Below are 21383 nucleotides of genomic sequence, written 5' to 3' on the forward strand. Positions count from 1 at the left end.
GCGGATAGAGGGGGCCGAATCCGGCTGGCTAGGCTCCTTCCGTGAGCGAGTACCTGAGCATCCCCACGCCCGCCGGTTCCTTCGACGCGCTCGCCGCGGGTCCCGAGGACGGGCGACCGGTCCTGTTGCTGCACGGCTTTCCCGAGGCGGCTGTGCAGTGGGAGCACCAGGTGGCCGTGCTCGGCCGCGAGGGCTACCGCGCCGTGGCGCCCGACCAGCGCGGATACTCCCCCGGTGTGCGGCCGGAGGACGTCGCCGAATACGCGATCGAGCACCTCGTCGGCGACGTCGTCGCGATCGCCGACGCGCTCGGCTGGGGCCGGTTCGACCTCGTGGGACACGACTGGGGCGGCGCCGTCGCGTGGTGGACGGCCGACAAGCACCCCGAACGCCTGCGCAGCATCACCTCCGTGGCCACGCCGCATCCCGGTGCGCTCGCCGACGCGCTGCGGCGCGACGAGGACCAGGCCATGCGCTCGCAGTACATGCGCGACTGGCGCAGCCGCGACACCGAGAAGCGCATGCTCGCGGGCAACGCCGAGGCGCTGCGGCGGATGTACGAGTGGAAGGTGCCGAGGGACCGGGTCGAGGACTACCTCCGCAGGCTCTCCGAGCCGGGCGCGCTCACGGCCGCGCTGAACTGGTACCGCGCGGGCAGGCCGGCGGAACGGATCGGCAAGGTCGGCGTTCCCGCGCTGTACGTGTGGGGCACCGAGGACGTCGCGTTTGGCTCGACGGCCGCGCTCGACACCGAGCAGTGGGTCACGGGGCCGTACGAGTTCCAGATGCTGGAGGACGTGACCCACTGGGTGCCCGAGGAGGTGCCCGAGGCGTTCACGGCGCTGCTGCTGGAGTTCCTCGGGAGGCGCTGACCACGGCGTCGCGGACGATGCGCACCGCCTCCTCGACGTGCGGACGGTGCGTGCGCAGGCTCAGCACACACAGCCTTGGCGTGAACCGGCCACCGATCCTGGTGCTGGACAGGAAGATCCGTCTCCCCGCGTTGATGCGCTCCAGTGCTCGGCGGTTGGCGGCGTCGTCACCGCCGGGGACCCGGAAGGTGAGCACGGTGAGGTCGGGCTCCGTCGGCACCTCGGCGAACCGGCTCAGCTCGCGGTGGGCCCACGCCGCGAGGTCGAGCTTCTCGTCGAGCGCGGAGCGGAACGCGGCGACGCCGTGCAGGTGCAGCGGCAGCCACAGCCGCAGGCCGCGGAACTCGCGCGTCAGCTCGGGGCCGAGGTCGGCGTAGTCGGGCAGCAGCGGGTCGCGGCGCAGGTCCTGCAGGTAGTCGGCGTCGGCGGAGTGCGCGGCCCGCAGGTCGCTCGCGGCACGCACGAGCAGCACGCCGGTGCCGTACGGCAGGAACATCGTCTTGTGCGGGTCGAGCGTCACCGAGTCGGCCCTTTCGATCCCGGCGAGCTTCGCGCGGCCCCGCTCGGTGAGCTGGAAGCCGCCGCCGTACGCGGCGTCGACGTGGAACCACAGCCCTTCCCGCAGGGCCACCTCCGCGAGCGCGCCGAGCGGGTCGATCGTGCCCGTGCTCGTGGACCCCGCCGTGCCGACGAGCAGGAACGGCACGTGGCCCTCGGCGCGGTCCCGCGTGATCGCCTCCGCCGCGGCGGAGGGGTCCATGCGCAGCCCGTCCGAAGTGGGCACCGTGCGCAGCTGTTCAGGCGTGAACCCGGCCAGGTGCGCCGCCTTGGCGACGCAGTGGTGGGTGTGCTCGGTGACGTAGATCGTCCCTGCGGGCAAGGGTCCGCCGAGCACCCGCTCGCGGGCGGCGACGAGCGCCGACAGGGTCGCCATCGACGCCCCGGTGGTGACGATGCCGCCGGAGCCATCGGGGAGGCCGAACTCCGCGCACAGCCAGCGCAGCACGCCCTGTTCCATCGCCACGAGCGCGGGCGCCGTCGAGCTGACGCCGGTGTAGCGGTTGACGGTGTTCGCGAGCAGCTCGGCGAGCGCGGAGCTGAACAGGCCGCCGGCGGGGAAGTAGGCGAGGTAGCCGGGTCCCGCGGTCTCGACCGCGTGCGCGGCCGCGTCCCGGAACGTCGCGAGCAACTCGCCCAGCTCGCCTGGCCGCTCCGCGGGAGGTTCCAGCAACGCGGGCACGTCCCCATCGGTCACGTGGGACGCGGGCGCGTGCGGCAGCCCGTCAAGGAACTCGGTGACGAACGATGTTGCCGCCGCCATCATCGCGGCGACGTCCTCGCGGGAGGGATCCATGGGCTTCACGCTAGGCGGGACCTTCGCCCCCTGCTTGTACGTTCGTGCGCCCGCGCGTAGGCGCCGGGCGGGACGCCGACGATCCGGGTGAAGTGCCGGGAAAGGTGGGCCTGGTCCACGAAGCCGACCGTCACGGCCACCTCGGCGGGCGGGACACCGCGCGCGAGCAGGCTCCGCGCGGTGCGGACACGGTGCTGGTTCAGGTAGGCGTGCGGCGGCAGCCCGAAACGGGCCCGGAACGCGCGCTGCAGCGCGAACCGGCTGGTGCCGAACTCGGCGGCCAGCTCCGCCAACGGCGGCGGGCCGGCCATCCGCTCCAGCAGCACCTGCCTGACGAGTTCGGCGTCCCGGCGGCCGGCTCGCGGGGAGGCGGTGGGAGTCCGGCTGCCGTGGGCGTGCCAGAGCCGGGCGAGCAGCAGGTCGAGCAGGGTGCCCGCCGCGAGCCGGTCCGGCGACTCCGCGGCCCGGTGTGCGGCGAGCACGGCGGCCGCCGTGTCGCGGTCGTAGGTGAGCTGTTCCGTGAACGCCGGCGTGCCGCGGATGCCGGTGAACGAGACCAGCTCGGCCACCGGCAGGTACAGCACGCGGTAGGTCCAGCCGTCGGCGTGGGCGGGCGCTCCGGTGTGCACGACCTCGGGGTTGAGCAGCACCGTGCCGCCCGAGGTGACCCGCTCGACGGCCGAGCCGATGCGCAGCTCCTCGGCTCCCGACTCGACGACGCCGATCGCGAACGTCTCGTGGCTGTGCCGGGCGAAGGCGTGCCGCACGAACCGCGCGCGGAGCAGGTCCACTCCGGCCACGCCGGGATGCCGCCAGTACCGTGCGTCGTCACCACTGCCCACCCCGCGACCCTACGTCCGGGTTGCGCTCGTCGTCCGGAGCCCGCACAATCGTGAATCACCTTCATATCTACTACGGGGTAGGTACGTTATGGCCAAGCGGTGGGTACGGCTCGGTTCACTCGTGGCGGCGGCTCTGCTGGCCGTGACGCTCGCTCCGGCGGCACACGCCGCGCCAGCACGGGACGTGATGTTCGTCGGCAACAACTGGGACGGCACCGTCGACCTGGTGGACGCCCGGACCTTCGAGAAGTACCAGCGAATCGACGTCGTGCCCGACTTCGAGCAGCGCAAGCGGGAGATGACGCCCGACCGGCTCGTCGCGATGCTCGTCATCAGACAGACCGCGGGCGAGGGCCACGACCAGCTCGTCGACGACATCATGGTCTCCCCCGACGGCAGGACGATGTACGTGTCGCGGCCCAGCCTCGGCGACGTGTCGGCGTTCGACGTGGCCACCGGCAGGCAGCTGTGGTTCACCCGCGTCGACGGCTACCGCTCCGACCACATGGCGCTCTCGCCCGACGGGCGCACCCTGCTGGTCTCGGCGACCACCGCCAACGTCGTCAACACCGTCGACACCGCCACGGGCGCGATCACCGGCCGCATCGCGAGCGGCGACTTCCCGCACGAGAACCGGTTCTCCGAGGACGGCAGCACGATCTACAACGCGACGATCGGCAATGTCGTCGCTCCCGACGCCCCGCTGCTCGACGCCGCCAAGGGCAGGCGCTGGCTCACGATCGCCGACGCGAAGACGCTCGAGGTGCGCAAGGTCATCGACTTCGGCGTCGGCATCCGCCCGTTCGTCGTGCTGCCGGATCAGCGCACGATGTACGCGCAGCTGTCGTTCCACAACGGGTTCATCGAGTACGACCTCGAGGAGGAACGCACCACCCGTACCGTGCACCTTCCGCTGTCGGAGGAGGCGAAACAGCTGCGGCGCGACGAGTACCCGCTGGACTCCGCGCACCACGGCCTTTCGACGAACAACGACCACACCAAGATCTGCGACGCCGGCACGATCTCCGACTACGCGGCGATCCTCTCGGTGCCCGCGCTGACCGTGGACGCGATCGTGCCGACCGGCAAGAAGCCGTACTGGGCGGCCACCTCGCCCGACGGACGGCACTGCTTCCTGTCCAACAGCGACAGTGACGACATCTCGGTGGTGTCGTTCGACAACCCCCGCGAGGTCGCCCGTATCCCGGTGGGCGACCACCCGCAGCGCGTGCGCGGCTACTCCGTTCCCGCCGACGTGCTGACCCCGTGAGGGCCCGCGCGCTCGCTGCCGCGCTGCTCACCGGCGCGTGCCTCGTCGCCGCGCCCACGACCGCACCCGCGGCGTCCCCCGCGCCCGCCGAGCCGTACCTCGTCGGGCGCGGGATCGCCGACGCCACCGGCGAGATCGCCGAGGTCGGCATGATGGGCTACGGCCGCACCGACCAGCAGGCCGAGGGCCTGCACAACCGGCTGCGCTCGCGGGCGTTCGTGGTCGCCGACCCCGCGACCGGCGAGCGCGTGGTGCTCGTGGTCGTGGACTCGCCGATGATCTTCGACAGCGTGCACCAGGCGGTGCTGCGCAGGCTCGCCGAGCGCTACGGCGACCTCTACACCGAACAGAACGTTCTGCTCACCGGCACGCACACCCACGCGGGCCCCGGTGGCTACTCCCACCACCTGCTCTACAACCTCACCACGCTGGGCTTCCACGAGAAGACGTTCAACGCCATCACCGAAGGAATCGTGGAGTCGGTGGAACGCGCGCACGCCGACCTGGCGCCCGCGTCGCTCACGCTCACCCACTCCGAGCTCACCGACGCGAGCGTGAACCGTTCCCGCGCGGCGTTCGACCGCAACCCCGCCGAGGACAGGGAGTTCTTTCCAGCCGCGGTCGACCCGCAGACGTCGCTGTTGCGCATCGAGCGCGACGGGCGTGTGGTCGGCGCCGTCAACTGGTTCGCCACGCACAACACCAGCATGTCCGGCGACAACCGGCTGATCAGCGCCGACAACAAGGGCTACGCGGCCTACCACTGGGAACGCGAGGTCGAGCACGTCGACTACCTCGCGGACACGCCGCCGGACTTCGTGTCGGCGTTCGCGCAGACCAACGCCGGTGACATGTCGCCGAACCTGGACCTCGCGCCACCCACCACGCCGGAGGACTTCGCGCGCACCGAGGAGATCGGGCAGCGGCAGTACGAGGCCGCGGCCAGGCAGCTCACCCGGGACGGCGCCGCGCTGACCGGAGGCGTCGACTCCCGGCTGGTCTACGTCGACATGTCCGATGTGGACGTGCGGCCCGAGTTCACCGGCGACGGGAAGCACCATCGCACGTGCGATCCCGCGGTCGGCGCGGCGATGGCGGCGGGAAGCACCGAGGACGGCCCCGCCTTCCCGCTCTTCGCCGAGGGCGAGAACCCGTTGTGGGACACGGTGTCGCACTCGGTGCTCTACACCGCATCCCCCGAGCTGAGGCAGTGCCAGGCGCCCAAGGGCATCGCGGTGCCGATCGGCGCGATGAACGCGGTGTACCCGTGGGTGCAGGAGACGGTTCCGGTGCAGCTGGTGCGCGTCGGCGGGCTGTACCTGATCGGCGTGCCCGGCGAGGTCACCATCGCGGCCGGGCTGCGGCTGCGCAGGACCGTCGCCGACATCGTCGGCGCCGACGTGCGCGACGTGCTCGTCGCGGGGTACAGCAACGCCTACTTCCACTACGTCACCACGCCGGAGGAGTACGACGCGCAGCACTACGAGGGCGGCAGCACGCTGTTCGGCCGCTGGCAGCTGCCCGCTTTGCAGCAGACCGCCGCGGGGCTCGCGGAGGCGATGCGCGACGGCAGGCCCGCGCCGTCCGGCCCCGCACCCGCCGACCTCTCGGGACGGCGGATTTCCCTGCAGCCGCCCATCGTCGCCGACGCACCGCCGCTGGGCAGGCGGTTCGGTGACGTGCTCACCCAGCCCCGGCCGTCGTACTCCCCCGGCGAGCGCGCCGAAGTGGTGTTCGCGGGCGCGCATCCCGGCAACGACCTGCACCGCGGTGGCACCTACCTGGAAGTCCAGCGGTGGAACGGAAACCGCTGGATACGGGTGGCCGACGACGGCGACTGGAGCACGACCCTGCGCTGGGCCCGGCGCGGCGTCGCGGCCTCACACGTCACAATCGGCTGGAAGGTTCCCCCTGGCAGCGAGGGCACGTACCGGATTCGCTACCACGGGGAGGCCCGGAACCTGCTCGGTGGAGTCAGGAGTTTCACCGGTGCGTCCAACCAGTTCAGTGTCCGCGGTTGACCAACACCACACTGCTCCGTTCGGAGCACAGCGGTGTGACACCTCGGTGCGAAATGCTACTTTGAGTTTTCAACCGGTTACCGGCTGGCCCGACAACTCAACTGCGCTGACCGTCGAGGAGTGCCCATGAGTTCACGCGGTTCCTGGCTGGCGAACGCGAACGAGACGGTGACAGCACTGGTGGCCGACATGGCCGCCGATCCATGGGGCCGGTTCTCGCCGTCCGTCTACGAGACGGGCAGAATCGTGGCGCTCACCCCTTCCCTTCCGGGACACGCGGAACGGGTCGGGTTCCTCCTGCGGGAACAGCACGGCGACGGCCGCTGGGGCGGGCCCGGTGACTACGACATCGTGCCCACGTTGAGCGCGACCCACGCGTTGCTGACGGAGACATCCCGACCCGGCGCTCACCCCGAGGTCGCGAGGGCGGCCGAACGTGGAGTACGTGCGCTCGCCGATCGGTTGCGTCTTAACACCCTTCTGCCCGACACGGTCGCGATCGAGCTGATGGTGCCCGGCCTCGTCGACGACATCAACGCTCACCTCGAACGCCTCGGCCGCCCACCACTGACATCGCCGAAGGGCACCTACGCCGACTTGCTGGCACAGCTGCGTACGGCCGTCTCGCAGGGACATCCGCTGCCGGAGAAGCTGTTGCACTCCTTGGAGATCGTCGGCGCGCCCGCGCAGAGCGCGCCGTTCGTGAAACCGGTGCACGGCAGGGTCGTTGGCTGCTCCCCCGCCGCCACGGCGGTGTGGCTCGGGGACGAGGCGGTGCGCGACGAGCGGAACCCGTGCGTGCGGTACCTGCGCGCGGTGCAGGAGCCGGGCGGCGGCGTTCCCGTGGCCGCGCCGCTGGCCCTCTTCGAGCGCTCCTGGGTACTGTCCACGCTCGTCTCCGCGGGTCTCGACGTCCGGGTCCCCCGCGAGCTCGTGGACGGCCTGCACGCCGCGTTCTCGCCGGAGGGAGCGGCGGGCGGCGACGGGCTTCCGCCCGACGTCGACGACACCGCCACCGCGCTCTACGCGCTGGCCCTGCTGGGTAGCCCGCGGTCGCCGGAAAGCCTGTGGCACTACGAGGCGGACGACCACTTCCGGTGCTTCCCGGAGGAGCGCACGCCGTCGACGAGCGCGAACGCCCACGTGCTGCAAGCGATCGGCGCCTCGCTGGGTCTCGACCTGCCCGACCGCGAGCGCTACGTCGCCGCGGCGAAGACGCTCACGCGCTGGCTGGGCGAGCGGCAGGACGCCGACGGCGGCTGGCACGACAAATGGCACGCGTCTCCGTTCTACGCCACGGCGTGCTGCGCGACGGCGCTCGCCGAGTACGGCGGCGCTGACGGGAACAAGGCCGTGCGCCGCGCCGTCGACTGGCTGCTCGCGACGCAGCGGAAGGACGGCTCGTGGGGACGCTGGAACGGCACGCGCGAGGAGACCGCCTACGCGGTGAAAACCCTGCTGCACCAAGGAGTCCCGACCACCGAAGCCACGGTCCGCGCCGCGGCGAGGGGCGCCGCCCACCTGCTCACCACCGACGGCGACACCACTCACCCCCCGCTATGGCATGACAAGGACCTGTACACACCGCTGCGGATCGTGGAGGTCGAGATCATCGCGGCGCTCTACCTGGCACACAACGACGTCCGTGTCACCTCGTTGATGCCCGCGGTACTCGAGCGAGCCGGAGCATGCTGAGGCGGGAACTCGCGCTGGCGTTACGCACGCTTCCGTTTCTCGATGCCCGGGCCGATGCGCCGGAAGGCTACGTCCAGCTGACGACGAAGCCCGCGCTGAAGCTCCTGGTATGGCAACCGGACGCGCTCGAATGGATCTTCCGCTCCGACCACCGGCTCGACCATCCGGGAAGCAGATCGATGCGCCCGGTACTCGGACCGAAGTCGTTGCTGTGGCTGGACGGCCCCCGCTACGAGGCCTACCGGCGGCTCCTCGGGCCGCAGCTCGGCGCGCGCAGGCTTGGCGACTACCACTCGCTCATCGAGGAGGCCGCGGACCGCGCGGTCACGGAGCTGACACCGGGCACCGTATTCGCGCTACCCGAATGGACGCGTCGCGTGACGCTCGACATCGCGGGCCGGATCCTGTTGGGGAACGTCGAAAACGGTGTGCTGGACGCGTTCACAACTTGGCTCGACCGAGCGCTCGGCTCGCCGTACCGCTCGTTGCTGTACCGGGCATTCAAGGGAGGCCTGCCCCGCTCAGAAGCCTGGCTGGATCGCGAGCTGGTCCGCAGCGCACGGGCAACGGCACCGCCCGCCTTGGCCTCCCTCCTGGTGGCGCCGGGAAACCCGCTCGGGGCGATCGACGACGACGAGTTGCGGGATCAGATCGTTTCGCTGCTCTTCGCCGGGCACGAGACCACGGCATCGGCGACAGCGTGGACGTTGTACTGGCTCGACCGGCACGACCGGCTCCGCCATGACGTGCTGACCGAACTCTCCTCCACAACGGACAGTGGTGCGGATGCGAAGGCGGTGCCCCTGCTCCAGGCGACCGTGCAGGAATCGCTGCGCATTACGCCGCCCGTACCGGCGGCGGGCAACCGTACCCTGCCCGAGGCCACGGAGCTGCTCGGCCGCACGCTGCCCCGGGGCAGCGTGGTGTCGCCGAGCATCTACCTGGCTCACAGGCAGCCGGACTACTTCCCCGCGCCACAGCGGTTCGATCCCGGCCGCTTCCTTGGCACCCGGCCGCTACCCCAGCGGTATCTGCCCTTCGGCGGCGGATCGAGGCACTGCCTCGGCAGTCAGCTCGGCCAGCTGGAGGTCCGGATCATCACGGCAACGCTCCTGCGCCGCCGCGTCCTGCGCTGCGTCAACCCGAGCGCCGGAGTCCCGACAGTGCGGGGGCACGCCATGGCCCCGTCAGGCCGGCTGCGCATGGAGGTGACGGCGTGCCACGACTGACGACGCCACCCGCCTGGCGCGACGTCGTCACCATCCACCGGCTCGAATACGTCCTGCCGCTCACCTACCTGTGCTACGCCGCGCTCGGCGCGTGCTTTGCGGTCACAGACACCGGACAGCTGGCCCATGGCACCGTGATCCTCGCGGTCCTCGCGAATCTCCTGCTGATCGTGGGACCGCTGGCCCTCAATGTCGCTGTCGACATGCGTACCGATGAGCGGCATCGGGAAAAGGGCTACCTGGCGGACGCAGCCACGGGCTTCGGCCGCCGACGCGCTCTGCGTTGGTCCATCGCAGAGATGACCACAGGTCTTGCGTTGTCCATCGCGGTCTCATTGCTGAGTGGATCATGGCTCGCCGCAGTCGCCGGGATGCTGCTCGTCGCCTTACAGGTGGCTTACAACGTCGAGCCGGTCCGCTTGAAACGGCGAGGATTCGCCGGACCGGCCGCTTTTGGCATCGCCTCGGTGGGATTACCTTTCCTGATCTCCCACGGCGCGGTATCAGCGACGATCGAGGGGCCGGTCTGGCTGGTCGTCGCGGGAATGGGACTGCTGTCTGTCGGCCGCACGGTGTGGTGGTCATTGCCAGACCAAGCGGCCGACACAGCGAGCGGGATCGCCGCACCCGCCGTGCGATACGGGCTCCGTCGGACGATCGGCGTGTGTTGCCTCGTGCTGGCATGCGGGCTTGCCCTGGTGGTCGCCGGGCTCTGGTGGCGTTACGGGCCCCTATGGGCACTGCTCCCCACCGCAGCTCACGCGGTGTTTCTGCACAGCGTCGTCACGCTGGCCGGCCGCAGGTCGGAGGAGCTAGTACCCAGTGCGCGCCGGATGCTCAAGCGCACGTTGCCGCTCGTGGCGATCGGCGAGTTGGCGATGGTGGCAACGGCGCTGTCGAACACCTGACCCGGTCGGTTCAGGGCTTGCGACCGAGACCCGCGTGTACCTGCACGGTCTCCGGGTTGCGGACTGGGTTGTCGTCCTCCGGCCTCCACAGCGGAACCGGCGCGATACCGGGCTCCACCAGCTCCAACCCGGTGAAGAAGTCGACGAGGAGTTCCCTGTCACGGAGCGTGACCAGAGGTGGTGCTCCGAACATCCGGCTGAACAGCCCCAGGCCCTCCTCCAGCTCGGCGTTCTGACTGAAGTGCACGATACCGACGTAACTGCCCGAGCTGACGGAGTCGACGTACGCCTTGACGACGGCCGCGGGATCGTCCTCATCTCGCAGGTACAAGAGGGTCTCGATCAGGAGGACTCCGACCGGCCGGCTCAGGTCGAACAACTCGCGAGCCTCTTGCGTGTCGAGCACCTCCTTCGGCCTGCGAATGTCGGCGCCGACGAATGCGACCCCCGGAGTGCCGGCCACCACGGCCGCACCGTCCGAGGCGACCCGCGGATCGTTGTCTACGTACAACACCCGGCAAGCCGGGTCGATCTGCTGCGCGACCTCGTGGACATGACCCTGCGTCGGGATGCCGCTTCCGAGGTCCAAGAATTGTCGTACGCCCTGTCCGACCAGGAACTCGACCATCCTGCGCAGCAATTGACGGGATTCGCGCACCAGATACGGAACGTGCGGGGCGCAAAGCGCGATGTGGTTCGCGTACTCGCGGTCCAGGTCGGAGTGGTGCGAGCCCTCCAACCAGCAGTCATTCACACGCGCGATGCTCGGCTGGTCAGCCTCATGCTGGCCAGCAGGGTGGACGGGGAGTGCCACTCTGAGTACGCCTCCTCGGGACAACGCCCGGTCGATCCTCGTGATCTTCCGCCGTGCAGGGCACCAGATTCTACTGCGATCGGCCGTCCAACGGGGGCCGGGCCGATGCCGAAATCGTCCCCGAGAGAGTCGATTTTCGCTTGCTGGGCAAGGAAAAGCAGCGCGCTACAGCGCGGCACCGTGCGTCGCTCAGCGCCTGCCAGGGACGAACTCCTGCATCTTCGTCTTGGCTCCCTGCACCAGGACGTGCCAGGCGTTGGGGTCGCCCTTCAGCAGCGCCTCCGCCGTCGACTTCATCTGCTCGAACGTCGCGTGCGGCGGGATCGGCGGCACCTCGGGGTCGCACCGTACGTCCAGCACCACCGGACCGTCCGCGGAGAGTGCCCGGTCCCAGGCCGGGCCGAGCTCGCCCGGATCATCCACCGCGATGCCCTCGAAACCGAGGCTGCGCGCGAAACCGGCGTAGGAGACGTCCGGCAGCGACTGTGACTCCTCGAACTTCGGCGCGCCGCCCATGGCCCGCAGCTCCCACGTGACCTGGTTGAGGTCGTCGTTGTGGAACACGCACACCACGAGCCTCGGGTCCGACCACAGCTCGCGGTACCTGGCGATGGTGATCAGCTCCGCCATGCCGTTCATCTGCATCGCGCCGTCGCCGACGAGCGCGACCACGGGACGTTCCGGGTGCGCGAACTTCGCTCCGATCGCGTACGGCACGCCGGGACCCATCGTGGCCAGCGTGCCGGAGAGCGAGGCCCGCATGCGGCCTCGGATGCGCAGGTTGCGGGCGTACCAGTTGGTCGACGAGCCGGAGTCGGCCGTGACGATCGCGTCCTCGGGGATCCGCGCGGACAGCTCGTGCACCACCCGCTGCGGGTTGACCGGCCGCGCCTCGAGCATCGCCTGCTGCTCCATCGTCTCCCACCACGCGGCCACGTTCCGCTCGATGTCCCGCCGCCACGACCGGTCGTCCTTGGCCTCCAGCAAGGGGATCAGCGCGCGCAGCGTGCCCTTCGCCTCGCCGACGAGGTTCGCCTCGGTCGGGTAGCGCATGCCGATCACGCTGGCGTCCACGTCGATCTGCACCGCCCTCGCCTGGCCGAACTCGGGCAGGAACTGGCTGTACGGCATGTTGGAGCCGACGATCAGCAGCGTGTCGCACTCCTGCATCAGCTCGTACGTCGGCCGCGTGCCGAGCAGGCCGATCGAGCCGGTGACATACGGCAGGTCGTCGGGGAGAACGTCCTTGCCCAGCAACGCCTTCGCCACCCCGGCGCCCGTCAGCTCCGCGACGTGCTTGACCTCGTCGGCGGCGTTGCGTGCGCCCTGGCCGACGAGGATCGCCACCTTCTCCCCCGCGTTGAGCACCTCGGCGGCGCGGGCCAGCTCGTCCTCGGGCGGCACCAGCACCGCGTGCGGCGAGCTGGGCGGGCTGGAGGGCACCTGCTTGAACGCGTGCTGCGGCGGGCTGTAGTCCTGCTCCTGCAGGTCGGCCGGGATGATCACGGCGGTGGGCGCCTGCCGCGCCCGCGCGGTGCGGAACGCCCGGTCGAGCGCGTTCGGCAGCTGCTCGGCGACGTTGACCTCCACGAGGTAGGCCGCGGCGACGTCCTTGTAGAGGGCCTGCAGGTCCACCTCCTGCTGGTAGCTACCGCCCATCGCGGTGCGCGCCGTCTGCCCCACGAGCGCGACCACGGGCACGTGGTCGAGCTTGGCGTCGTAGAGCCCGTTGAGCAGGTGGATGGCGCCCGGCCCCGACGTCGCGAGGCACACGCCGACCTCACCGCTGAACTTGGCGTAGCCGACGGCCTGGAACGCCGACATCTCCTCGTGCCTCGACTGCACGAACCGCGGCTGGTTGTCCGCCTTGCCGAAAGCGGTGACGATCCCGTTGATGCCGTCGCCCGGGTAGCCGAACACGTGCTCGACTCCCCACTCCCGCAAGCGCCGCACCACCTGGTCACCGACCGTCTCGGCCATGTCGCCTCCTCGCTCGCCGTCACCGTCCGCCAGTGGCTACCCGAACAAGGCCGGTCCAACCCGTACGTATGCTGAGCCGCGTGAAGCACATCCATGCGGGCAAGGTCAGGGATCTCTACGAGGACGGCGGCGACATCCTCCTGGTCGCCTCCGACCGGGTCTCGGTGTACGACGTGACGCTGCCCACGCCGATCCCCGGCAAGGGCGCGCTGCTCACCCAGCTCTCGCTGTGGTGGTTCGAGCGTTTCGGCGACGTCGTGCCCAACCACGTGCTCTCGGGCACCGACGTGCCGCCCGAGTTCGCCCGCAGGGCCATCCGGTGCAAGCCGCTGGAGATGGTCAAGGTCGAGTGCATCGCCCGCGGCTACCTCGCCGGGCTGGGGCTGAAGGAGTACCAGAAGTACGGCACGGTCTCCGGCGTCGCGCTGCCGCCGGGCCTGGAGGAGGGCAGCAAGCTCCCCGAGCCGATCTTCACCCCCACCACGAAGGCCGAGGTCGGCCACGACGAGTTCATCACCTTCGACGACGTGGTGCGGCAGGAGGGCAGGGAGACCGCCGAGCGGCTGCGCGACCTCACGCTGGAGATCTACCGCAGGGGCGCCGCGCACGCCGAGACCCGGGGCATCCTGGTCGCCGACACCAAGCTGGAGTTCGGCCGGGACGCCGACGGCACGCTGACGCTGGCCGACGAGGTGCTCACCTCCGACTCGTCCCGGTTCTGGCCCGCCGACGAGTGGGAACCTGGCCGGACGCAGCACGCGTTCGACAAGCAGTTCGTGCGCGACTGGGCCACGAGCACCGACTGGGACCGCACCCCGCCGGGGCCGGAGGTGCCGCCCGAGATCGTCGAGGCCACCCGGGCGCGCTACACCGAGGCCTACGAGCGCATCACCGGCAACACCTGGACCGGCTAGGAAAGGTCCTACGGGCGCAGTGAAGGCCACCTTCACTGCGTGGAATCAACACTGCGGCGGGCAGCGTCTCCGTTTGGGTGGTGGTGGGAGACGGGCGGGCGCAGTGAAGGCCACCTTCACTGCGTTGGATGCAGTGAAGGTGGCCTTCACTGCAGCGGGGCACCCTGGCCTCGGTCACTCCACGCGGCGGTACTGCGTGGGCGGCGGGTCGATCGGGCTCCAGCCCTTGAGGTGTGCGCACGCGGCGCAGATCAGCAGCAGCGCGCCCACGAACACCAGCCCGAAGTTCAGCGTGAGCGCGCCCAGCACCACGAGCACACCGGCGAACAGGTCCAGACCGAGACGGGCGAGCTTCGACAGCCTGAGCGTGCCACGCGGGTGCGCACACGAACCGAGCGCACTGGCCAGCTCGGGATCGTCGTGCTCGAACCTCTGCGCGATCCGTTCCAGCTCCTGTCGTTCGTAATGGCTCAACATGGTCGGCTCCTGGGCTCACTCAAGGACACGGGCCGTCGCTCAGCGCGTTCGGGGCCCCTTGGCTACCCCGCGGAGCGGACGGCAAACGACCACTGTTTCCGGATGCACGCGAATGGATACCCGCAGCGCATGTCGAGGCCCCGCCTGCGGCTGAGCGCGGGCTTGCTGCGCAGCGCTGCCATCGTGTCAGCCGAGCTGCTGCTGCTCTTTCTCGCGTTGTGGGCGCTGCGCAACGTCGTCCAGCACCTGAGCTATGTCCTGATCCCCATGTCGATCGCGCTGCTGCTCTCGGCGTTCCTGCAGCCGCTGGTGGCCTTCCTGTGCCGGCACCGGTGGCCACGCGGCCTCGCGGTGGTGGCCTCGCTGATCGCGGGGCTCATGGTAGCGGGCGGCCTGGTGGCCTTCGTCGTGCTTTCCATCCTCAACAACTTCGACGAGCTGCGGCTACAGTTCGCCGAGAGCATCGCCCAGGTCGAGGACTGGCTGCGCAGGGGACCGTTCCAGTTCGAGGGCGGACTGTCCGACCGGGTGCAGGAGTGGCTCGGCGGCAACCAGCAGGCCGTGATCTCGCAGGCGCTCGGCGCCTTCAGCACCGTGAGCGCGGTCGCCATCGGCCTGCTGCTGTCCACCGTGCTGCTCGTGATGTTCCTGTACGACGGGCCGAAGATGTGGGAGTTCCTGCTGCGGCCGTTCCGCACCCCCACGCGCACGATCCTGGACGATGCCGGGCGCAAGGCCTACCGCAGTGTCGTGACCTACGTGTGGGTGACGGCGCTCGTGGCGCTCATCGACGCGATCGGCATCGGGATCGGCCTCGCCGTGGTAGGCGTCCCGCTCACGGTGCCGCTCGCGGCGCTGGTGTTCCTCGGTGGGTTCGTGCCCTACGTGGGCGCCGTCGTGTCCGGGATCGTCGCGGTCGCGGTGACCCTGGTGAGCAACGGCGGCGTGGCCGCGCTCATCATCCTCGGCGTGGTGCTCGGCGTGCAGCAGCTGGAGGGGCACGTGCTGCAACCGGTGCTGCAGGGCAACCTCTCGAAGCTGCACCCGGCCGTGGTGCTCGTGGCGCTCGTGATCGGCGGCACCGAGGGCGGTATCGCCGGTGTGCTGTTCGCGGTGCCCGCCGTGGCCGCCGCGCGGGCGGTGGTGACCACGATCGCCGAACACCGCGCGTGAGCCCGTTTCGCAGGCAGGGACCCGGGTACTCCGCCGCCTGCCAGGCAACCGAGCAGGAGGAGCCACCCCATGACCGACGACCTGATCAGCGTCATCATGAACGACCACCGCGAGGTCGAGCGGGTGTTCGCCGAGCTGGAGGACAAGGCCACCGACCCGCGCCGTCGCAGGGAGCTCGCCGACCACGTCATCGCCGAGCTGGTCCGGCACTCCGTCGCGGAGGAGCAGTTCATGTACCCCGCCGCGCGCAAGCACCTCGAGAACGGCAACGAGCTCGCCGACCACGAGATCGAGGAGCACTCCGAGGCCGAGCTGCTGATGAAGCAGCTGGAGGACATGGACGCCACCGACCCCAAGTTCGACCAGCTGCTCGGCAACCTGATGGACTCGATCCGCCACCACGTCGAGGACGAGGAGAACGATCTGCTGCCCAAGCTGCGCGCGGCGTGCAGCGAGGACGAGCTGCGCGAGCTGGGCGAGAAGGTGTTGCGGGCCAAGGAGAAGGCACCGACGAGGCCGCACCCGCAGTCGCCGGACAAGCCGCCGGCCAACCGCATCCTCGACCCGGGCGCGGGCCTGATCGACCGGATGCGCGACAAGCTCAGCGGGCGCGCGACGTGAGGTGAGGGACGCGTCAAGTCATTCCGGGGCGCGGGCGGTTTCCGGTGATCAGCCGGTTACGCCGCCCGCGTCCCGGAAAGCACCTCAGTTCTTCCTGCCGACCCCGCCGGTCATGAAGCGCACGCCGATCGTCGTCGCGTCGGTGACGATCTCGTCGGGCCGCCACAGCGGCAGCGGCACGATGCCGGGCGCCAGGATCTCCAGGTCCTCGAAGAACTCCTCGAGCTCCGCCGGGGTCCGGACGCGGCCGGTGCCCAGCTGCGAGAGCAGGACCTTCTCCAGCTCCTCACTCTCCGGCGAATCGGACAGCCGCGTGAAGTTCGTGATGAAGAAGTACGAACCGGGCACCACGGCCTCCCGCAGGGCCTGCACGATGCCCTTCGGGTCCTCGTCGTCGGCGAGGTGGTGCAGGATGCCGCAGAGCATCACGCACACCGGCTTGCTGAAGTCGATCATCTCCTGCACGTCGGGGTGCGAGAGCACCTCCTCCGGCTTGCGGAGGTCGGCGGTGACGACGCGCGTGTTCTCGTTGTCCTGCAGCAGCGCCCTGCCGTGCGCCAGCACGATCGGGTCGATGTCGACATAGACGACCTTCGCGTCGGGGTTGGCCTCCTGGGCCACCTCGTGCGTGTTGCGCACCGTAGGCAGCCCCGAGCCCAAGTCGAGGAACTGCGTGATGCCCTGCTCGGCGGCAAGGTGGCGCACCACGCGGTGCAGGATCGCCCTGTTGTGCAGTGCGATCTCCTTGAGCTCCGGCATCACGGACAGACTCGCCTCGGCGACCTGCCGGTCGATGGCGTAGTTGTCCTTGCCGTTGAGCATGACGTCGTAGACGCGGGCGGCCGTCGGCACCCCGTTGTCCAGTACGACGATCTCGGAGTCGACTGCTGCGCTGTCGGAGGACATTGAAGGCTCGCTCTCCTCACCATATGCGGGACGCTGGACATCGTAGCCGTTCCGCCACACGGCGTCACTGCGGTTGGGAGTTTCGGGTGATCGACAACGTCGTCTCGGGGTCGAGGACGTGGACTTCGCCCAGCTCACGCACCCCGCGCGCACCACGATCCGCGCCGCGGACGCTCCTCTACTTGACGGCGCCCATGGAGAGGCCGCGGACGAGGTGGTTCTGCGCGATCCAGCCGATGATCATCACGGGCAGCGAGGCGAGCAGGGCCGCGGCCGACAGCTGCGCCCAGTACAGGCCCTCACTGGTGATGAAGCCGGACAGGAACACCGGCACGGTGCCGGCCCGCGCTGCGGTGAGGTTGACTGCGTAGAAGAACTCCGTCCACGAGAAGATCACGCAGATCAGCGCGGTCGCCGCGATGCCGGGCGCCACGACGGGCAGCACGACCTTGTAGAGCAGCGTCGGCAGCTTGGCGCCGTCAACCCGTGCGGCCTCGATCATCTCCTTCGGCACCTCGAGGAAGAACGAGCGCATCATCCACACCGCCAGCGGCAGGTTCATGGCCGTGTAGAGGATGTTCAGCGCCCACACGTTGTCCAGCAGCTGCACGTTCTGCGAGATCACGTACAGCGGGATGATCGCCGCCACGATCGGCAGCATCTTCGTGGACAGGAAGAAGCCGAGCACGTTGCTCGTGCCCTTGACCGGCGCGATCGAAAGCGCGTAGGCGGCCGGGATCGCCAGCACCAGCACGGCGAGCGTCGACACCACCGTGACGAACGCCGAGTTGGCGAGGTAGGGCAGGAACCCGCGTTCGAACACGCCCGCGAACTGCTCCAGGGTCGGCGAGAAGAACAGCCTCGGTGGATCGGTGTAGGCGTCGGCCTCCGTCTTGAACGACGTCAGCACCATCCAGATGACGGGAAAGACGAACAGGATCGCGACCAGCCACGTGAACGCGGTCAGCGAGATGCGGCCGAGCCTCATTTCACACCCCCGCTCACGTCGAAGGTCCGGAACATCAGGCGCAGGGTGAACGTGGCCACGATCAGCGTCAGGATCACCACGATCACGCCCATCGCCGAGGACTGGCCGACGTCGAAGCCCTCGAACGCCCGCTGGTAGATGTAGAAGGGCAGGTTGGTGCTCGCCGTACCCGGACCGCCCTGGGTCATCAGGTAGATCGCGTCGAACGAGTTGACGATGTAGATCGCCCCCAGCAGCGCGGCGAGCTGGAGGTACCGGCTCAGCTGCGGCAGCGTGATGGACGCGAACGTGCGCCAGCGGCCCGCGCCGTCGACCTGCGCGGCCTCCAGCACCTCTTTGGACTGCGCCTGCAGCCCGGCGAGGATCAGCAGCGTCATGAACGGCGTCCACTGCCACACCACCTGCGCCATCACCGACCCGAGCGGGAACTCCGAGAGCCAGTCGATGTCGGTGCCGAGCACGAAGTTGAGCAGCCCGTACACCGGGTCGAACATCGTCGTCTTCCACAGCAGCGCACCGGCTGCCGGGAGGATGAGGAACGGCGTGATGATGAGCGTGCGCACCACGCCCCTGCCGGTGAATTTGCGGTCGAGCAGCAAGGCGAGCCCGAGCCCGAGTGCCATCGACACGAACACGCACACCACCGTGAGCACGACGGTGTTGAGCATCGCGCCGCGGAACGTGCTGTCGGCGAACACGTCGACGTAGTTCTGGAAGCCGACGAAGTGCTGCGAGCCCGGCCGCACCAGGTTCCACGACTGGAACGAGTAGAACACCGTGACCAGGAAGGGAATCTGCGTCACCGCGATGGTGAAGAGCAGCGCGGGCAGCAACGGGGCCCTGCGCTTCCACGGGTTGGCGTGCCTGCGCGGTTTCGGCTGCTCGGCGCTCTCACCGGCCCGAGCAGGAGCGATCTCGGTCGTCGTCATTGGGTCTCCCGATAGGCCTGGCCGACCGTCTCGGCGTACTCCTGCGCCTGCTCCAACGCCTCGTCGACCGACTTCTGTCCCGCGATCGCCGCGGAGAGCTGCTGGCTCACCCGGGTGCCCAGGTCCTGGAACTCGGGGATGCCGACGAACTGAATGCCCGGGTAGGGCACCGGCTCGGTCATCGTCTTGTCCTGGCTGGCATCGCGGATGCCGTCCAGGGTCGGCTGCGCGTAGGCCTTCGCGGCCTCCCGGTACTCGGGAATGTCGTAGGTGGACTGGCGGCAGCCCGGCGGCACGCGGTTCCAGCCGAACTCCTCGCCCACCGTCTGGACGAACCGCTTGTCGGTCATCCACCGCATGAAGTCCCACGCGGCCTGCTTGTTCTCGGTGACCTTCGGCATCGCCAGCGACCACGTGTAGAGCCAGCCGCTCGCGTCGGTCTTGTCCACCGGTGCGGCGACGTAGCCGGACTTGCCCGCCACCGTGCTGCTGGCCGGGTCCTCGTTGGTACCGGCCATCACCGTCGCGTCGTACCACATCGCGGCCTGGCCCTGGCCGTAGCGCGTGCCGCACTCGGAGAACCCGGCGCTGGAGGCGCCCGTCTCGCCGTGCTCGCGCACGAGGTTCACGTAGAAGTTGGCCGCCGCCTTGAACTCCGGCGACGTGAGCTGGGCGTTCCAGTTCCGGTCGAACCACCGGCCGCCGAACGTGTTCACCACGGTGGTGAACGGCGCGAGGCTCTCGCCCCAGCCCGGCTTGCCGCGCAGGCAGATCCCGGCGATGCCGTTCGCCGGGTCGTGGAGCCTCGCGGCGAAGTCGGCGATCTGCTGCCACGTGGGGTTCTCCGGCATCGTGAGCCCGGCCTGGTCGAAGAGGTCCTTGCGGTAGGCCAGGAAGGACGACTCGCCGTAGAACGGCACCGCGTACATCGAGCCCTCGTGGGACAGCGACTGGCGGATGCTGGGGATGAAGTCGTCGGCGTCGTAGCCCTCGCTGGAGTCGATGTAGGGCTGCAGGTTCTCCAGCCAGCCGTTGGCAGCCCACTGCGGCGTCTCGTAGTTGCTGATCATCACCACGTCGAACTCGCCGCCCTGCGTGGCGGTGGAGGCGGTGATCTTCGCGCGGGCCTGGTTCTCCGGCAGCGACACGAACTTCAGCTCGATGCCGGGGTGCTCGCGCTCGAACCGGTCGGACAGCGCGATGGCGTCGTTCATCTGCGGGTTGGCGACGATCGCGATCACCAGCGTCTGCGTGCCCGCGCCGATGGCTCCCGCCCCGGCGCATCCGGTGACCAGCAGTAGTGCGGACAACAGGACCGCTGACAGCCGGCCACGCCGCCGCCTGCCGAAGGCGTTACGCATCGTTGCTGCCTCCTGGGATACCTCCTGGAACAACCTGCACCTTCAGTCCGGAGCCGCTGCGCATGAGCGCGAGCGCGTCCGGGTACCGCTCGAGCGGCAGCGTGTCGGTGAGCAGCGCGCCGGTGTCGATCGCACCGGCCGCGACGAGGTCCAGGGCGGCGCCGAAGCTGTTGAGCACGGCCATCGAGCCGACCACGGTGATCTCGTCGTTGTAGATGCGGAACGGCGACAGGGCCACACGCGCCTCCTCGGGCGCGACGCCGAAGACGAGCAGGCGCCCGCCCCTGCGCAGCGAGTCGAAGGCGGCCTCGATGGCTGGCACCACACCGGTGCAGTCGGCGGCCGCGTCGAACTTCTCGCCGTTCAGCTCCGCGACGTCGGTGACCACGGCCTCGGCGCCGAGCCGCGTGGCCCTGGGCAGGCGGGCGGCGTTGCGGTCGACGACGGTGACGCGAGCGCCCGCGCGCTGCAGCAGCTGCTGCATGATCAGGCCCATCGTGCCCGCGCCCATCACGAGGAAGCGCTCCCCCGCCTCGACGCCGACCCTGCGCACGCCGTGCACCGCGCACGAGACGGGTTCCACGAGCGCGCCCTGCTGGTAGGTCAGCTCGTCGGGCAGCCGGTAGCAGTTGGCGGACGGCACGGCGACGTACTCGGCGAAGGCGCCGTCGACGGTGTCACCGGTGGCACCCCAGTTGGCACACAGGTTGCCGTGGCCCGAACGGCACGGGGTGCAGTAGCCGCAGAACAGCGAGGGGTCGACGGCGACGCGGTCGCCGACGCGCCAGCCGCCGGGCACGTCGGCGCCCAGCTCAACGATCTCGCCCGCGAACTCGTGGCCGGGCACGATCGGGTAGGGCGTCGGCGGGAAGTGCCCGTCGGCGATGTGCAGGTCGGTCCCGCAGATGCCGCACGCGCCCACCTTCACCACGACCTGCCGCTCGCCCGGCTTCGGATCCGGCACGTCCCCGACTCTGAGGGACCCCGGCTGGTCGACGATCGCGGCTCGCATGCCACCCACTCCTTGCT

General features: G+C 69.8%; 19 protein-coding genes. 9 read left to right on the top strand and 10 right to left on the bottom strand.

Annotated features, from left to right (window positions below):
• Positions 1-41 precede the first annotated feature (41 nt).
• Positions 42-872, top strand: coding sequence for an alpha/beta fold hydrolase (locus tag DI005_RS00950; protein WP_113640994.1), 831 nt, complete (start codon positions 42-44; stop codon positions 870-872).
• On the opposite strand, the gene DI005_RS00955 is transcribed toward DI005_RS00950, so the two are convergent.
• A complete protein-coding gene (locus DI005_RS00955) occupies positions 835-2226 on the bottom strand; it encodes an aminotransferase class V-fold PLP-dependent enzyme (RefSeq protein ID WP_113641025.1) in 1392 nt (463 codons plus the stop codon). The two genes, DI005_RS00950 and DI005_RS00955, sit on opposite strands and share 38 nt — an antisense overlap.
• Before the next feature lie 5 nt (positions 2227-2231).
• Positions 2232-3068 carry an AraC family transcriptional regulator gene (locus DI005_RS00960; protein ID WP_113640995.1) on the bottom strand — a complete coding sequence of 279 codons (837 nt, stop codon included), beginning with the start codon at positions 3066-3068 and terminating at the stop codon, positions 2232-2234.
• A gap of 88 nt (positions 3069-3156) precedes the next feature.
• On the opposite strand from DI005_RS00960, the gene DI005_RS00965 reads away from it, so the two are divergent.
• The 5 genes from DI005_RS00965 to DI005_RS00985 all read left to right on the top strand — a co-directional run bounded on the left by DI005_RS00965 (position 3157) and on the right by DI005_RS00985 (position 10191).
• Complete coding sequence (locus DI005_RS00965; protein ID WP_113640996.1) at positions 3157-4338, top strand: YncE family protein; 1182 nt, start codon at positions 3157-3159, stop codon at positions 4336-4338.
• Positions 4335-6359: a neutral/alkaline ceramidase gene (locus DI005_RS00970; RefSeq protein ID WP_113640997.1), complete on the top strand. Its 2025-nt coding sequence runs from the start codon at positions 4335-4337 to the stop codon at positions 6357-6359. The genes DI005_RS00965 and DI005_RS00970 overlap by 4 nt, the downstream gene beginning before the upstream one ends.
• 126 nt (positions 6360-6485) lie before the next feature.
• On the top strand, positions 6486-8054 hold the full coding sequence (locus tag DI005_RS00975; protein WP_113640998.1) for a prenyltransferase/squalene oxidase repeat-containing protein: 1569 nt from the start codon (positions 6486-6488) through the stop codon (positions 8052-8054).
• Positions 8048-9283 carry a cytochrome P450 gene (locus DI005_RS00980; protein WP_113640999.1) on the top strand — a complete coding sequence of 412 codons (1236 nt, stop codon included), beginning with the start codon at positions 8048-8050 and terminating at the stop codon, positions 9281-9283. The genes DI005_RS00975 and DI005_RS00980 overlap by 7 nt, the downstream gene beginning before the upstream one ends.
• Positions 9271-10191, top strand: a complete 921-nt coding sequence (locus tag DI005_RS00985) for a UbiA family prenyltransferase (protein WP_158559770.1) — start codon at positions 9271-9273, stop codon at positions 10189-10191. Before DI005_RS00980 ends, DI005_RS00985 begins: the two co-directional genes overlap by 13 nt.
• Positions 10192-10201: 10 nt before the next feature.
• Here the strand turns inward: DI005_RS00985 and DI005_RS00990 are convergent, their stop codons facing one another.
• Together DI005_RS00990 and DI005_RS00995 are read right to left on the bottom strand one after the other, a co-directional pair.
• On the bottom strand, positions 10202-11005 hold the full coding sequence (locus DI005_RS00990; protein ID WP_113641001.1) for an SAM-dependent methyltransferase: 804 nt from the start codon (positions 11003-11005) through the stop codon (positions 10202-10204).
• Between the two features lie 189 nt (positions 11006-11194).
• A complete protein-coding gene (locus tag DI005_RS00995) occupies positions 11195-12985 on the bottom strand; it encodes a thiamine pyrophosphate-requiring protein (RefSeq protein WP_113641002.1) in 1791 nt (596 codons plus the stop codon).
• Between the two features lie 71 nt (positions 12986-13056).
• On the opposite strand from DI005_RS00995, the gene DI005_RS01000 reads away from it, so the two are divergent.
• Entirely contained in the window at positions 13057-13899 is an 843-nt protein-coding gene (locus DI005_RS01000) for a phosphoribosylaminoimidazolesuccinocarboxamide synthase (RefSeq protein ID WP_112272069.1), read from the top strand.
• A 174-nt stretch (positions 13900-14073) separates the two neighbouring features.
• Here the strand turns inward: DI005_RS01000 and DI005_RS01005 are convergent, their stop codons facing one another.
• Positions 14074-14376: a DUF3040 domain-containing protein gene (locus tag DI005_RS01005; protein WP_112271642.1), complete on the bottom strand. Its 303-nt coding sequence runs from the start codon at positions 14374-14376 to the stop codon at positions 14074-14076.
• A gap of 129 nt (positions 14377-14505) precedes the next feature.
• Between DI005_RS01005 and DI005_RS01010 the strand changes: the two genes are divergently transcribed.
• Together DI005_RS01010 and DI005_RS01015 are read left to right on the top strand one after the other, a co-directional pair.
• Positions 14506-15549 carry an AI-2E family transporter gene (locus DI005_RS01010; RefSeq protein WP_113641003.1) on the top strand — a complete coding sequence of 348 codons (1044 nt, stop codon included), beginning with the start codon at positions 14506-14508 and terminating at the stop codon, positions 15547-15549.
• A 69-nt stretch (positions 15550-15618) separates the two neighbouring features.
• Positions 15619-16170: a hemerythrin domain-containing protein gene (locus DI005_RS01015; protein ID WP_112271640.1), complete on the top strand. Its 552-nt coding sequence runs from the start codon at positions 15619-15621 to the stop codon at positions 16168-16170.
• Between the two features lie 84 nt (positions 16171-16254).
• On the opposite strand, the gene DI005_RS01020 is transcribed toward DI005_RS01015, so the two are convergent.
• The 5 genes from DI005_RS01020 to DI005_RS01040 form a co-directional block, all read right to left on the bottom strand.
• Entirely contained in the window at positions 16255-17076 is an 822-nt protein-coding gene (locus DI005_RS01020; RefSeq protein ID WP_113641004.1) for an SAM-dependent methyltransferase, read from the bottom strand.
• Between the two features lie 178 nt (positions 17077-17254).
• On the bottom strand, positions 17255-18064 hold the full coding sequence (locus tag DI005_RS01025) for a carbohydrate ABC transporter permease (RefSeq protein ID WP_112271636.1): 810 nt from the start codon (positions 18062-18064) through the stop codon (positions 17255-17257).
• The gene (locus tag DI005_RS01030) at positions 18061-18993 is read right to left on the bottom strand and encodes a carbohydrate ABC transporter permease (protein WP_112271634.1); all 933 of its coding nucleotides are present in this window, start codon (positions 18991-18993) and stop codon (positions 18061-18063) included. Before DI005_RS01030 ends, DI005_RS01025 begins: the two co-directional genes overlap by 4 nt.
• A complete protein-coding gene (locus DI005_RS01035; RefSeq protein WP_113641005.1) occupies positions 18990-20354 on the bottom strand; it encodes a sugar ABC transporter substrate-binding protein in 1365 nt (454 codons plus the stop codon). Before DI005_RS01035 ends, DI005_RS01030 begins: the two co-directional genes overlap by 4 nt.
• Positions 20347-21366 (bottom strand): zinc-dependent alcohol dehydrogenase family protein, encoded by a 1020-nt coding sequence (locus DI005_RS01040; protein ID WP_113641006.1) that lies wholly within the window; start codon positions 21364-21366, stop codon positions 20347-20349. Before DI005_RS01040 ends, DI005_RS01035 begins: the two co-directional genes overlap by 8 nt.
• Positions 21367-21383 lie beyond the last annotated feature (17 nt).

Source organism: Prauserella sp. PE36 (assembly GCF_003311655.1).
Taxonomy (GTDB): Bacteria; Actinomycetota; Actinomycetes; order Mycobacteriales; family Pseudonocardiaceae; genus Prauserella_A; species Prauserella_A endophytica.